The organism is Cupriavidus sp. KB_39 (genome assembly GCF_052114485.1).
In the GTDB taxonomy this organism is placed as follows: domain Bacteria; phylum Pseudomonadota; class Gammaproteobacteria; order Burkholderiales; family Burkholderiaceae; genus Cupriavidus.
Genome location: NZ_JBFREV010000026.1, coordinates 46,761 through 60,597, shown reverse-complemented (window position 1 = coordinate 60,597; position 13,837 = coordinate 46,761). Strand labels below are relative to the sequence as shown.

Here is a 13,837-nt window from a genome sequence, read left to right as displayed (position 1 = left end):
CCATCATGTTGATCCCTTCCCCCAAATGGCTTCGTGGTGACGATATCGCCACGTCCGAAATCACCCCGCGCCATATTTTCGAGTCGCGCCGCCGCCTGCTCGCGATGGCCGCCGCCGGCGCCGCGGGCAGTGTGCTGACGCCGTGGTTCGCCCGTGAGGCGTTTGCACAGGGCAACCCGGGCAAGGGCCAGCGCCTGGCGGCCACGCCGAACAACACCTACGTGATCACCGAGAAGCGCACGCCTTACGAGGACGTGACCACGTATAACAATTTCTACGAGTTCGGCACGGACAAGTCGGACCCGGCCCGCAACGCCGGCACGCTGCGGCCCCGGCCGTGGCAGGTGTCGGTGGAAGGACTGGTCAAGCAGCCGAAGGTCTACGACATCGACGAACTCGTGAAGCTCGCCCCGCAGGAGGAGCGCGTCTACAGGTTGCGCTGCGTGGAGGGCTGGTCGATGGTGATTCCGTGGATCGGCTACCCGCTCGCCGAGCTGATCCGCCGCGTGGAACCGCTCCCCGGCGCGAAGTTCGTCCAGTTCATCACGCTGGCCGACAAGAAGCAGATGCCTGGCATCAGCAGTTCCGTGCTCGACTGGCCGTATAGCGAAGGGCTGCGCATGGACGAGGCGATGCACCCGCTGGCGCTACTCACCTTCGGCCTGTACGGCGAGGTGCTACCGAACCAGAACGGCGCCCCGGTGCGCATGGTGCTGCCGTGGAAATACGGCTTCAAGAGCGCCAAGTCGATCGTTAAGATCCGCTTCCTGGACAAGCAGCCGCCGACCAGCTGGAACCTGGCCGCTTCGAATGAATATGGCTTTTATTCGAATGTGAATCCAGACGTCGATCACCCGCGCTGGAGCCAGGCTACCGAGCGGCGCATCGGCGAAGAGAAGGGCGGCGGCGGGTTCTCCGCGCTGTTCGCGCCCAAGCGCAAGACGCTGCCGTTCAACGGCTACGGCGCGCAGGTGGCGTCGCTGTATCAGGGCATGGATCTGAAGAAGAACTTCTGATGGCGGAGCCGGACATGATCGCGAATCAAGCCACGGCGCCGCGTGCGTCGGCCGCCGCTGCGCCCGCCCCGCGCGCCGGCGGGCTGGCGACGCTGTCGCCGTCGGGCGTGCGCGCCGTCAAGGTACTGGTGTGGATCCTGGCGCTGCTGCCGTTCGCCCGATTGCTCTATCTCGGCGCCACGGCGCAGTTCGGCGCCAATCCGCTTGAATTCGTCACGCGATCCACCGGAACCTGGACGCTGGTCATGCTCTGCGTCACGCTGGCCATCACGCCGCTGCGCCGCTTCACGGGGTGGAACTGGCTGATCAAGCTGCGGCGCATGCTCGGGTTGTTTGCGTTCTTCTACGCCGTGCAGCACTTCCTGTTGTGGCTGGGCGTGGACCGCGGGTTCGACGTCGCGTACATGATCAAGGACATCGCAAAACGTCCATTTATCACGGTGGGGTTTGCTGCGTTCGTGCTGTTGGTGCCGTTGGCGGCTACGTCGACCAATGGCATGGTCAAGCGGCTGGGCGGCAAGCGGTGGCAGGCGCTGCACAAAGCGATCTATGCGATCGCCGTGCTCGGCATCCTGCATTTCTGGTGGCACAAGGCGGGCAAGAACGACTTCAGCGAAGTGTCGATCTACGCCGCCGTGGTGTTCGTGCTGCTGGGCCTGCGGATGTGGTGGTGGGCGCGCAAGCGCGCCGCGTAGCGAGGATGGCGCGCCCCCCGCCGTGCGGAGAGGGGCGCCGCTGGGTCAGCCCTTGAGCAGGTGCTCGCCCTTGAACAGGTCGGCCGGCAGTTCGCGCTCGCGCACCAGGTGCACGGTGTCGCCATCGACCATCACCTCGGCGGCGCGGCCGCGGGTGTTGTAGTTGGAACTCATCACGAAACCATAAGCGCCGGCGGACATCACCGCCAGCAGGTCGCCCGGCTGCACGGCCAGCGCGCGGTCGCGGCCGAGCCAGTCGCCCGATTCGCACACCGGGCCCACTACGTCATAGGTCACGGGCGCGTCGGCGCGCGGCGCCACGGGCTCGATCCGGTGGTAGGCCTCGTACATCGCCGGGCGCGCCAGATCGTTCATCGCCGCATCGACGATGCAGAAGTTCTTGGCCGCGCCGGGCTTCAGGAATTCCACCTGCGTCAGCAGCGCGCCGGCGTTGCCTACCAGCGAGCGGCCCGGCTCGAACAGCACCTCGCGGTGGCCATGGCCACGTGCTGCTACGCGGTCCAGCAGGGTGGTGGCGAAGCCGGTGATRTCGGGCGGGGTTTCATCGGCATAGGTGATGCCCAGGCCGCCGCCCACGTCGATGTGGTCCAGACGGATACCTTCGCGCTCAAGCGCTTCCACCACGTCGAGCACCTTGTCGAGCGCCTCCAGATAGGGCGCCACTTCCGTGATCTGCGAGCCGATATGGCAGTCGATGCCGACCACTTCGAGGTGCGGCAGCGCGGCGGCGGCACGGTAGGTCGGCAGTACGTCCTCGAACGCCACGCCGAACTTGTTGCCCTTGAGACCGGTTGAGATATAGGGATGCGTCTTGGCATCCACGTCCGGATTGATCCGCAGCGACACGCGCGCGCGCTTGCCCAGCCGGCCGGCCACGGCGTTCAGCCGGTCCAGTTCGGGGATCGATTCGACGTTGAAGCCGCGTACGTCGTGCTCCAGCGCCAGCGCCATGTCGGCCTCGCTCTTGGCCACGCCCGAGAACACCACCTTGCGCGGATCGCCGCCGGCGGCCAGCACGCGGAGCAGTTCGCCACCGGACACAATGTCGAAACCGGCGCCCAGCTGGGCGAACACCTGCAGCACGGCCAGGTTCGAATTCGCCTTCACGGCGAACTGCACATGCGCGTTGCGGCCCTTGCAGGCGGCGGCGTAGGCCTGGTAGGCCGTGGTCAGCGCGGCGCGCGAGTAGACGTAGGTCGGCGTGCCGAACTCGGCCGCGATACGGGCCAGCGGCACTTGTTCGACGGCCAGGGCGCCGTCGCGGCGGGTAAAGAAATCAGTCATGTTCTGCGTGCGGAGGGGCGAGGCGCCCAGGTTACTTCGTCGAATTCGTGTTCGTGGCCGGCTCGGCAGGAACCGGCGCGCTGGTGGCGGGTTCGCCCATCGGCCGTGCCGGTGCCACCGCGCCCGCCTGGCCCAGGCCCGGATCGGGCACCGTGGGCGGGGTCGGGGCGGGCGGTACCCGGGGCATGGTCAGCGGGCCGCGAACGCCGCATCCGGTCAGGGTCATCGCGAGTACGGCGGCAAACGCCGATACAATCGCACCACGACGCAGCTTCGGGGAGTCCTTCATTGTCTGAATGCCTTGGATGGCTTGGGGTGACTTTCTGGATGGCTGGCGAAACGGCCCGGAATCCGCAGGAATCCGTGGCAAGTCCCGACAATTTTCCATTTTTCCGCCAGCCGGATCGCGACCCGGGACGTCTGTCCGGGCGCGMTGCCGGCGGCCTTGGAGTGTAGCATGCCCCCCCTCACCGAAAGCGAGTTCCTGGTACTGGCCGGCAAGGCCCTGGACCGGCTGGAAGCCGACATCGAAACCGCCGCCGACGCGGCCGACGCCGATGTCGAGATCAACCGCACCGGCAATGTCATGGAGCTGGAATTCGAGGATGGCTCGAAGATCATCGTCAATAGCCAGGCGCCGATGCAGGAGCTGTGGGTGGCAGCGAAGGCCGGCGGTTTCCACTTCCGCCACGACGGCGCCAAGTGGATGGATACGCGCAGCGGCGCCGAACTGTACGCGGCGCTCTCCACCTATATGAGCCAGCAAGCGGGCGTCACGCTGACGCTCGGCTAAGGCAGCGCCGGCCCCAGCCRACAAAAAACCGGCCGAGTGGGCCGGTTTTTTGTTGGGGCGAAAATTACCGTCCGGATGCCGATCAGGCGCTCAAGCGCCGCCGAACATCTCCAGGATCTTGCGCTTCTCGGCTTCCGTATCCTGCGCCGGACGCGCGCTCTCGTCGGGTTTGCCGGGCCACGGATCGCCCAGTCCCACCGATGCCACGCCGGCACCCGCCGCGTTCTCCTCGAGCGTCCAGTCGCCGGCCACCATCACCACGCCTTCCGGCGCCTGCCGGTCGGGGCTCTCGGGCACGCCCTTGAGCGCCTTGCTCATATAGCTGACCCAGATCGGCAGCGCCAGGCCGCCACCGGTTTCGCGCACGCCCAGGCTCTTGGGCTGGTCGTAGCCCATCCACGCAATCGCCACGAGCTTCGGCGTGTAGCCGGCGAACCAGGCATCCACGGCATCGTTCGTGGTACCGGTCTTGCCGGCCAGGTCGTTGCGGCCCAGGCGCTGCTTGGCCGGGTTGGCCGTGCCGCTACGTACCACCTCGCGCAGCATGCTGTCGGCGATGAACGCGGTACGCGCATCCAGCACGCGCACGGCGTCCTGGCCAGCCTTCTGCGGACGGGTCTCGGAGATCACGTTGCCGCGCGAATCCACCACGCGCTGGATCAGGTACGGATTGACGCGATAGCCGCCGTTGGCGAACACCGAGTAGGCGCCGGCCATCTGGAGCGGCGTCACCGCGCCGGAGCCCAGCGCCATCGGCAGGTAGGCCGGGTGCTTGTCGGCCTCGAAGCCGAACCGCGTGATGTAGTCCTGCGCGTAYTGCGTGCCGATCGCGCGAAGAATTCGTACGGATACGAGGTTCTTCGACTTGGCCAGCGCGCGGCGCATCGTCATCGGGCCTTCGAACTTGCCGTCGTAGTTCTTCGGCTCCCAGACCTGGCCGCCGGTGTCGGGGCCGATCGTCAGCGGGGCATCGTTGATCACCGTGGCGGGCGAGAAGCCCTTCTCCAGCGCGGCCGTGTAGATGAATGGCTTGAAGCTCGAGCCCGGCTGGCGCCACGCCTGCGTCACGTGGTTGAACTTGTTGCGGTTGAAGTCGAAGCCGCCGACCATCGCCCGGATCTCGCCATCTTCAGGATTCAACGAGACGAAGGCGGCCGCCACCTCAGGCAGCTGGGTGACGGACCACGTGTTGTCCTTGGCRTCCTGCGTGACGCGGATGATCGCGCCGGGGCGGATCTTGACCTTGGGCTGGGCATTGGCCGACAGCGACGGTGCGATGAACCGCAGCGCCGTGCCTTCGATCGTCGCCACCTCGCCCGAGAGCAGCGTGGCGCGTACCTGCTTCGGCGTCACGCTGGTGACCACGGCCGAGCGCAGGTCGTCGCTGCCCGGGTGCTCCACCAGGGCGTCGTCGATGGCCTGCTCGCGTTCGGACGGATTCGACGGCAGGTCGACGAACGCCTCCGGGCCGCGATAGCCGTGCTTGCGCTCGTAGGTCATGATGCCGCCGCGCACCGCGTCGTACGCGGCGTCCTGGTCGGCCTTGTTCAGCGTCGTGTAGACGTTGAGGCCGCGCGTATAGGTCTCCTCGCGATATTGTGCGTACATGAGCTGGCGCACGATTTCCGCGACGTATTCGGCATGGGTGGAGAACTCGTTACCCTCGCCGCGCACCTTCAGCTCCTCGCGCACGGCCTGGTCGTACTGCGCCGGCGTGATGTAGCCGAGGTCGCGCATGCGCTGGAGGATGTATTCCTGGCGCACCTTGGCGCGGCGCGGGTTCACCACGGGGTTGTAGGCCGACGGCGCCTTCGGCAGGCCAGCCAGCATGGCGGCCTCGGCCGGCGTCACGTCCTTGATCGACTTGCCGAAGTAGACCCGCGCGGCGCTGGCGAAGCCGTAGGCGCGCTGCCCCAGGTAGATCTGGTTCATGTACAGCTCGAGGATCTGGTCCTTGGTCAGGTTCGCCTCGATCTTGTACGCCAGCAGCATCTCGTAGATCTTGCGCGTGTAGGTCTTCTCGCTCGAGAGGAAGAAGTTGCGCGCCACCTGCATGGTGATGGTGGAGGCGCCCTGCGACAGCCCGCCACGCAGGTTGGCCAGCCCGGCGCGCAGCACGCCCACGAAGTCGACGCCGCCGTGCTCGTAGAAACGGTCGTCCTCGATCGCGAGCACGGCCTTCTTCATGACGTCCGGGATCTCGGTGATCGGCACGAAGTTGCGGCGCTCCTCGCCGAACTCGCCGATCAGCACGTTGTCCGCCGTGTAGATCCGCAGCGGGATCTTCGGCCGGTAGTCGGTGATGGTGTCCAGCGATGGCAGGTTGGGCGCGGCCACGACCAGCGCGTAGCCCACCAGCAGCGCCACGGCGACCAGCCCGGCGACAAGCAGTCCAATCAGCCCGAACATGATCCGCGCCCAGAGCGGACGGCGGACGGGAAGGGACGGCTTCTGTTGTGCTGTGGCCATAAGGGTTTACCTAATCAGAGTGCCCGGATTATATCGTCGGGGATGGGGCGTCCCAGGTGCGCCGTGCCGCAAAAGGCGCTATCGCCCTGTTACAAGATGTAATCCTGTTGAGATCAGGTTGTCACGGCGCGCAGGTCTTCGGCGCAGGGCGGGTTGGCGGGTGTCGCGAAGGCGTGTTGGCCGGGAGACCGGATCGAGGGTGACCGATGCGGTGGCGCGACGCTCTGTAACGGGCTTGAGGTGGACCGTGGGATTTTGGCAACGCTTTCGCGCGGCCCGTCTGAAAAAGAAAGCGTGGTCAGATCGGCACATTGCGCGCGCCTCTGCTTTTTGTGAGAATCCACGAACATAAAAGAGCAAACGTTTCATCCAAGAAACTAATCTGGCTCGCCCCATTAGAGCAGTCATGCCGTGGGCGAGTTCAAATGTCAGGGGGTCACCTTGCGACGGGGCATCTTGTCGGGTCTTCTGCGCCGGACTACGGTCGGCGTAGATATCGGGTCGTCCAGCGTCAAGGTCGTGGAGCTGTCCGTTGGGGCGGGCAAACACGACTTCAGGCTGGAAAAATGCGCCAGCGAACTGCTGGACCGCAACGCCGTTGCCGATGGCAACGTCGTCAACATCGAGGCCGTGGGCATCGCGCTGAAGCGAGCCCTTGGCAAGGCCGGTATTCGTACCAAGGACGTTGTCCTTGGCGTGCCGTCCATGCTGACGGAATCTCAGACTGTCAGTCTTCCGGACAACCTGTCCGAGGACGAACTCTATTCGCAGGTCGAATCGGAGGCGCACCGCCTCTATCCGCCTTCCCAGGCGGTGAATTTCGACTTCGCGGTGATTGGCCCCAACGAGACCGAAGGCGGGATTGGCGTGCGCGTGACGGCCGCCAACAGCGATCGCGTGCAGGAGCGGGTGACGGCGGCCGAAATGGCTGGCCTGAAGCCGCAGGTGATGGATGTCGAGGAGTACGCCGTGCAGCGCTCGGTCGTACAGATGCTCGGCGTGCCGTCCTCCCTGACCGAGACCGATGCCAAGGATCTCCCCGTGGTCGCCGTCATCCACCTCGGTGGCAGTCGCTCCAAGGCGATCTTCTACCAGGGCTGGAAGGAACTCTACGAACAGCCACTGAACAGCTACGGCGACCAGCTCACGCAGAGCGCCGCGCGCATGTTCACGCTGGATGCCCTCAAGGCCGAGATCAAGAAGCGCAAGAACACGCTGCCTGAAGCGTGGCGCGCGCAATTGCTCAAGCCGTCGCTGGAAGCCCTGGCGATGGAAGTGCAGGGCGCCATCGGCAATTTCGTAGCCAGTTCCAGCCTGGGCCGGGTCGACGAGATCCTGCTCTCGGGCGGACATGCCTCGCTGCTGGGGGTGCAGGCCGCCATCCAGCAGCAGACGCAGATCACTACCACGCTGGCCAATCCTTTCGCCAACATGATGACCGCAGGCAACGTCAACGAGCGCTATCTCCAGCGCGACTTGCCGGCCTACATCGTCAGTGCGGGACTGGCATTGCGCGGGCTGCAATAACCCACGGGGGGAGAAGCATGTCCACGACGACGAACACCATCCCGTCGGTCAACCTGCTGCCGTATCACGAGGCCCGCAAGGCCGCGCGGCGCAAGAAGGTCTATTCGCTCCTGGGCGGCGCGGCAGCCGCCGGGGCGGTCATCGTGCTGATCGGCGGGTTCTATATCGACTCGCAGATCGAGGCCGTGACGGCGCGCAACGCCGTGCTGCAGCAGGCCAACACGCAGATGGATGGCCAGATCCGCGAGGTCAACACGCTCAAGAAGGATATCGAGGCCCTGCTGGACCGCCAGCGCGCCATCGAGAGCCTGCAGGCGGAGCGCAACCTGCCCGTGCAGCTGCTCGAAGAGCTGGTGCGCCAGGTGCCGGAAGGCGTCTACCTGACCAGCCTGAAGCAGACCGGCGACAGCTTTGTCATGGCTGGCGTGGCGCAGTCCAACGAACGCGTGTCCGAACTGCTGCGCAATATCGACCAGGTGACGTGGCTCGACCGCGCCGAACTGGTGGAATCGAAGGCCGTGACGATGACCAACAACCTGCGCGAGCAGCGCCGGCTGTTTGATTTCTCGATGCGGTTCTCCTATCGCGCGCCGGAAGTGCCTGGCGACAAGAAGAAGGGCGCCGCCTCCGATGCCGCGGCCAAACCTGCAGCGGGGAAGGTCTGATCATGGCACTCAATTCGGATATTTCCCTCAATGACCTGACCGCGCAGTTCCGCGGCCTGAACCTGAACGAGCCCGAGACCTGGCCGGCCGCGCCGCGCCTGCTGTTCTCGGCGCTGGCCGCCGTGATCGTGCTGGTGGTCGGCTGGCAGTTCTACTGGAGCGACAAGAACACCGAACTCGAACGCAAGCATGCGGAGCACGAGACGCTGAAGCAGTCGTTCAAGACCAAGGTGGCGCAGGTGGCCAATCTGGACGCGCTGCGCGCCCAGAAGACGGAGGTGGAAAAGCGCGTGGCGCTGGCCGAGCGCCAGTTGCCGAACAGCACCGAGATGGATGCGCTGCTGGCCGACGTGAACCACGCCGGCGTGGCGCGCGGCCTCCAGTTCGAGCTGTTCAAGCCGCAGGCCGCCGTGGTCAAGTCGTATTTCGCCGAAATTCCGGTGAACCTGAAGGTCACCGGCCGCTACCACGACGTCGCGCTGTTCAACGCGGACGTGGCGGCGCTCTCCCGGATCGTTTCGATGCGCAACCTGAACATGGCGGTGGCCAAGGACGGCACGTTGTCGATGGAAGCGCAGGCCATGGCCTACCGCGCCCTGGATCCGGACGAGCAGGCGGCCCAACGCCGCGCCGCCGCGGACGCTGCCGCCAAGAAGGCCAAGGGAGGTGCCAAGTGAGCCGGTTGACACATCGCCCCCCGCATCGCATTGCCATGATGTCACGCACGTCCCGCACGCCGCGCCGGCTGGCAGCCGCCGCTGTTGCGATGCTGGCCGCCACCACGCTGACCGCCTGCGGCGCCAGCGAGGACGAAGGGCTGCAGCAGTGGATGAGCCAGACGCGCGCCGCCAAGGCGCCGCCGCCGGAGCCGCTGCCCGAGGTCAAGCCGTACGTGCCGCGCGAATACGGCGGCCGCACGTCGCCGGAACCGTTCGCGCAGACCAAGATTGGTGAGCTGAACAAGACGATGTCTGAGTCGCCGGAGGCCGGACGGCGACGCGAGCCGCTTGAGGAATTCCCGCTGGAAAACTTCAAGATGCTCGGCATGCTGAAAAAAAACGGCGAGACCTACGGTGTCGTACGCGTAGATAACAAGATCCACCACGTCAAAGTGGGTCAGTATCTCGGCCAGAGTTATGGCCGGGTGGTCCGCATCAACGATCAAGAGATCGTGTTGCGCGAATTGGTTCGGGAAGGGGTCTCAGATTGGAAAGAGAAAATGACCAGCCTGAAGCTGGAGGCATCCGCATGATCACGGCACGATGGTACCGGGCGCTTGCGGGCGCAGCAGCGATGGCATTGGTGCTGGCCTCTCCGGCCGCACACGCTCAGACTAACCAGCTCAAGCAGGTGGAAGCCAACGTCGTTGGCGAGCAGACCGTGTTCACGGTCGACCTGCAAGGGCCGCTCACGCAGAAGCCTGCGGACTTCACCACGCAGAATCCGGCGAAGATCGCGATCGACTTCTTCGACACGGGCTTCCCTGCCGGCCGTGCGCAGTACGAGTACGCCGGCAAGGTGCTCAAGAGCGCCAATGTGATGCAGATCGGCGACCGCACCCGCGTGGTGCTGAACCTGAGCCGCTCGGCCACGTATCGCACGGAAGTGCGCGGCAACCAGTTCGTGGTGTTGCTGGACAACGTGGCGCAGACCAGCACGACGTCGGCACCGACGTTCGCGGCCAGCCCGGCGCCGGCACAGGCGGCCAACCGCCCGGCGCTGCGCAATATCGACTTCCGGCGCGGCACCGACGGTGCAGGGCGGGTGGTCGTGGACCTGTCCTCGCGCGACTCGGGCATCAATATCCAGCAACAGGGCCAGAACCTGGTGGTGGACTTCATGGGCACCGCGCTGCCGCAGGACCTGCGCCGCCGCTTCGACGTGACGGACTTCGGCACGCCGGTACAGGGCATGCGCGCCAGCGACGCCAACGGCAACGCCCGTCTGACCATCGAGCCGCGCGGTAACTGGGAGTACAGCTCGTACCAGACCGACAACCAGTTCGTGGTGGAAGTGCGTCCGGTCAAGGATGATCCGAACAAGCTGATCGCCGGCCAGGGTTACCGGGGCGAGCGCCTGTCGCTGAACTTCCAGAACATCGACATCCGCTCGCTGCTCCAGGTGTTCGCCGACTTCACGAACCTGAACATCATCACGAGCGACACGGTGCAGGGCAACCTGACGCTGCGTCTCAAGGATGTGCCGTGGGACCAGGCGCTCCAGATCGTGATGGATTCGAAGGGTCTGGCCTCCCGCCGCAACGGCAACGTGCTGTGGGTGGCACCCAAGGCGGAACTGGCGACCAAGGAGAAGCTGGAACTCGAGGCGGCGCAGCAGATCACCGAGCTCGAGCCGATCCGCAGCCAGGTCTACCAGCTCAACTACCAGCGGGCGGACGATGTGCGCCGCATGCTGCTGGGCCAGAGCACCGGCGGTTCGGGTGCCAGCTCGGGCGGCGTGGCCGCGGGCGGCGCGGCCGGCACGATGGGCGCGACGCGCATGCTGTCCAAGCGCGGCTCGCTGACGGCTGACCCGCGTACCAACCAGCTGTTCGTGTCGGACGTGGCGAGCAAGCTCGAGGAAGTGCAGAACTTCCTGACGAAGATCGACATCCCGGTGCGCCAGGTGATCATTGAGGCACGTATCGTCGAGGCCAGCGACACCTTCAGCCGGAACCTCGGCGTGAAGCTGGGCTTTGCCTCGCAGCGGTCGGGCGCTGGCTACGGCAACTCGTACACCAACGTGGTGAGCCCGATCACGCAGGACGCCACGTGGGATAACGGCCCGGCCCTGAGCCTGCCGGCCGCCGCGATCAACGGCACGAACCCGGCATCGGTGGCGTTCAGCATCTTCAACGCCGGTGCGGGCCGCTTCCTGGCGCTCGAACTGTCGGCGCTGGAAGCCGACGGCAAGGGCAAGATCATCTCCAGTCCGCGCGTGGTCACTGCCAACAACATCAAGGCGCTGATCGAGCAGGGCACGGAGTTGCCGTACCAATCCGCCACGTCGAGCGGTGCCACCTCGGTGCAGTTCCGCAAGGCCAACCTGAAGCTCGAGGTCACGCCGCAGATCACGCCGGAAGGCAACGTGCTGCTGGATGTGGACGTGAACAAGGACAGCGTGGGTATCCAGACCACCAACGGCTTCGCCATCGACACCAAGCACGTGCAGACGCAGGTGCTGGTGGAGAACGGCGGCACCGTGGTGATTGGCGGTATCTACAGCCAGGAAGAGAGCAACAACTACAACAAGGTGCCGTTCCTGGGCGATATCCCGGTGATCGGCTACCTGTTCAAGAACAACGCCAAGGTCAACAACCGCACCGAGCTGCTGGTGTTCCTGACGCCGCGTATCCTGAACGACAACGTGTCGCTGAAATAACCGCGCCGGGTGCAGTACCGGGCCCGGATGCAGTAGACTGAGAGGCCGCGTCGCTTGCCGACGCGGCCTTTTTTCATTGGCGGCGTCGTCAGGCAGCCAGGCCGGAAGCGCGCGATGCCGCGTGATGTATTGTCATCACCTGTTTGCGAAAGTCCCGGCCGGGGCGATAATGCGAAGCCGCCAGGCACCACGCCTGCTTGACCTCGATACCCCAGTGACCGCGCAAGCCACTCGCCCGAATCTCTTCTTCGTTGGCCTTATGGGCGCCGGCAAGACTACCGTCGGCCGCACCGTGGCCCGGCGTCTCAACTACCCGTTCTTCGACTCCGACCATGAGCTCGAGGCGCGTTGCGGCGTGCGGATTCCGATTATTTTCGAGCACGAGGGCGAGGCGGGCTTCCGCGACCGCGAGGCGCACATCATTGCCGAGCTGGCTTCGCGCCAGGGCATCGTGCTGGCCACGGGCGGCGGCGCCGTGCTGCGCCCGGAGAACCGCGAGGTGCTGCGCGCCAATGGCACCGTGGTCTACCTGCGCGCGAGCCCGCACGACCTGTGGCTGCGCACCCGCCACGACCGCAATCGCCCGCTGCTCCAGACCCAGGACCCCAAGGGCCGGCTCGAGGCGCTGTACGCCGAGCGCGACCCGCTCTACCGCGAAGTGGCGGATTTCATCATCGAAACCGGCAAGCCGTCCGTGGCACAGCTTGCTAATATGGTTCTGATGCAACTTGAGATGGCCGGCTTTGTGTTTCCGCCCGCGGAAGCCATCCCGGACGGCGATGCGGCCACGCCCGCGGCGCCGGACCAGCCGGCGCAGGACACCCATTCATGATTACGCTTGAAGTCGACCTCGGGACGCGCAGCTACCCGATCCATATCGGTGGCGGTCTGCTCGACCGCGCCGAATTGCTGGCGCCGCACGTGCGCGGCCAGCACGCCGTCATCGTCACCAACGAGACGGTCGGCCCGCTGTACGCCGCCCGGGTGGAAGCCACGCTGGCCGCGCTCGGCAAGACCGTGCGCGTGGTCACGCTGCCGGACGGCGAGCGTTTCAAGCACTGGGAAACCCTGAACCTGATCTTCGATGCGCTGCTGAGCGCCGGCGTCGACCGCAAGACCACGCTGATCGCACTCGGCGGCGGCGTGGTGGGCGACATGACCGGGTTTGCCGCCGCCTGCTACATGCGCGGCGTGCCGTTCGTGCAGATGCCGACCACGCTGCTGGCGCAGGTGGATTCCTCGGTGGGTGGCAAGACCGGCATCAACCACCCGCTCGGCAAGAACATGATCGGCGCGTTCCACCAGCCGAACGCGGTGATCGCCGACATCGACACCCTGCGCACCCTCCCGGCCCGCGAGCTGGCGGCCGGTCTGGCCGAGGTCATCAAGCATGGCGCGATTGCCGATACGGCCTACTTCGACTGGATCGAGACCCATATCGCCGGCCTGAACGCCTGCGATACCAGCCTGATGGCCGACGCCGTGCGCCGCTCCTGCGAGATCAAGGCCGCCGTGGTGGCCCAGGACGAGCGCGAGGGCGGCCTGCGGGCGATCCTGAACTTCGGCCATACCTTCGGCCATGCCATCGAGGCGGGCATGGGCTACGGCGAGTGGCTGCACGGCGAGGCGGTGGGCTGCGGCATGGTCATGGCTGCCGACCTGTCGCACCGGCTGGGCTTCATCGATACCGAGACGCGCGCGCGCATCCGCGAGCTGACCCGGGCGGCCATGCTGCCCGTGGTGGCGCCGGAACTCGGCATCGACCGCTATATCGAACTGATGAAAGTGGACAAGAAGGCCGAGGCGGGCAGCATCAAGTTCATCCTGCTGAAGAAGCTTGGCGATGCTTTCATCACCACCGTGCCCGACGCGGACCTGCGCGAGACGCTGCGCCACGCGACGTTGAAACCCCCAACCGAGGCACCGGTCGCCTGAACCCGCGATCGGCCATGCCTTGCAACCCCAAGCCCCGCCACCGGATTGCCG

13 protein-coding genes are annotated in these 13,837 nt (G+C 65.9%); 10 read left to right on the top strand and 3 right to left on the bottom strand.

Translation table 11 applies throughout. The features are described 5' to 3' along the window. The first annotated feature begins 5 nt into the window (after nt 1-5). Together msrP and msrQ are read left to right on the top strand one after the other, a co-directional pair. Nucleotides 6-1,016, top strand: coding sequence for a protein-methionine-sulfoxide reductase catalytic subunit MsrP (msrP, locus tag AB4Z27_RS19340; RefSeq protein ID WP_092299377.1), 1,011 nt, complete (start codon nt 6-8; stop codon nt 1,014-1,016). Between the two features lie 14 nt (nt 1,017-1,030). Beyond that, nucleotides 1,031-1,711: a protein-methionine-sulfoxide reductase heme-binding subunit MsrQ gene (gene msrQ, locus AB4Z27_RS19335; RefSeq protein WP_092299500.1), complete on the top strand. Its 681-nt coding sequence runs from the start codon at nt 1,031-1,033 to the stop codon at nt 1,709-1,711. 45 nt (nt 1,712-1,756) lie between these two features. Here msrQ and lysA read toward each other — a convergent pair whose 3' ends face one another. Together lysA and lptM are read right to left on the bottom strand one after the other, a co-directional pair. After that, a complete protein-coding gene (gene lysA, locus AB4Z27_RS19330) occupies nt 1,757-3,016 on the bottom strand; it encodes a diaminopimelate decarboxylase (protein ID WP_441593423.1) in 1,260 nt (419 codons plus the stop codon). A gap of 31 nt (nt 3,017-3,047) precedes the next feature. Further along, nucleotides 3,048-3,305: an LPS translocon maturation chaperone LptM gene (gene lptM, locus AB4Z27_RS19325; RefSeq protein ID WP_092299371.1), complete on the bottom strand. Its 258-nt coding sequence runs from the start codon at nt 3,303-3,305 to the stop codon at nt 3,048-3,050. A gap of 168 nt (nt 3,306-3,473) precedes the next feature. On the opposite strand from lptM, the gene cyaY reads away from it, so the two are divergent. Beyond that, nucleotides 3,474-3,809 carry an iron donor protein CyaY gene (cyaY, locus tag AB4Z27_RS19320; protein ID WP_092299368.1) on the top strand — a complete coding sequence of 112 codons (336 nt, stop codon included), beginning with the start codon at nt 3,474-3,476 and terminating at the stop codon, nt 3,807-3,809. A 90-nt stretch (nt 3,810-3,899) separates the two neighbouring features. On the opposite strand, the gene AB4Z27_RS19315 is transcribed toward cyaY, so the two are convergent. Continuing rightward, nucleotides 3,900-6,278: a penicillin-binding protein 1A gene (locus AB4Z27_RS19315; RefSeq protein WP_092299365.1), complete on the bottom strand. Its 2,379-nt coding sequence runs from the start codon at nt 6,276-6,278 to the stop codon at nt 3,900-3,902. A 456-nt stretch (nt 6,279-6,734) separates the two neighbouring features. On the opposite strand from AB4Z27_RS19315, the gene pilM reads away from it, so the two are divergent. From pilM to aroB, 7 genes are all read left to right on the top strand, one after another. Beyond that, nucleotides 6,735-7,805, top strand: coding sequence for a type IV pilus assembly protein PilM (gene pilM, locus AB4Z27_RS19310; protein WP_177219987.1), 1,071 nt, complete (start codon nt 6,735-6,737; stop codon nt 7,803-7,805). A gap of 17 nt (nt 7,806-7,822) precedes the next feature. Then, the gene (locus tag AB4Z27_RS19305) at nt 7,823-8,470 is read left to right on the top strand and encodes a PilN domain-containing protein (protein WP_092299361.1); all 648 of its coding nucleotides are present in this window, start codon (nt 7,823-7,825) and stop codon (nt 8,468-8,470) included. A gap of 2 nt (nt 8,471-8,472) precedes the next feature. Then, the gene (locus AB4Z27_RS19300; RefSeq protein ID WP_092299358.1) at nt 8,473-9,147 is read left to right on the top strand and encodes a type 4a pilus biogenesis protein PilO; all 675 of its coding nucleotides are present in this window, start codon (nt 8,473-8,475) and stop codon (nt 9,145-9,147) included. Between the two features lie 38 nt (nt 9,148-9,185). After that, on the top strand, nt 9,186-9,722 hold the full coding sequence (locus AB4Z27_RS19295) for a pilus assembly protein PilP (RefSeq protein ID WP_177219992.1): 537 nt from the start codon (nt 9,186-9,188) through the stop codon (nt 9,720-9,722). Further along, nucleotides 9,719-11,851: a type IV pilus secretin PilQ gene (pilQ, locus tag AB4Z27_RS19290; protein WP_092299355.1), complete on the top strand. Its 2,133-nt coding sequence runs from the start codon at nt 9,719-9,721 to the stop codon at nt 11,849-11,851. Before AB4Z27_RS19295 ends, pilQ begins: the two co-directional genes overlap by 4 nt. 259 nt (nt 11,852-12,110) lie before the next feature. Then, a complete protein-coding gene (locus AB4Z27_RS19285; RefSeq protein ID WP_092299352.1) occupies nt 12,111-12,683 on the top strand; it encodes a shikimate kinase in 573 nt (190 codons plus the stop codon). After that, nucleotides 12,680-13,786, top strand: coding sequence for a 3-dehydroquinate synthase (gene aroB, locus AB4Z27_RS19280; RefSeq protein WP_441645036.1), 1,107 nt, complete (start codon nt 12,680-12,682; stop codon nt 13,784-13,786). The genes AB4Z27_RS19285 and aroB overlap by 4 nt, the downstream gene beginning before the upstream one ends. The last annotated feature ends 51 nt before the right edge of the window (nt 13,787-13,837 follow it).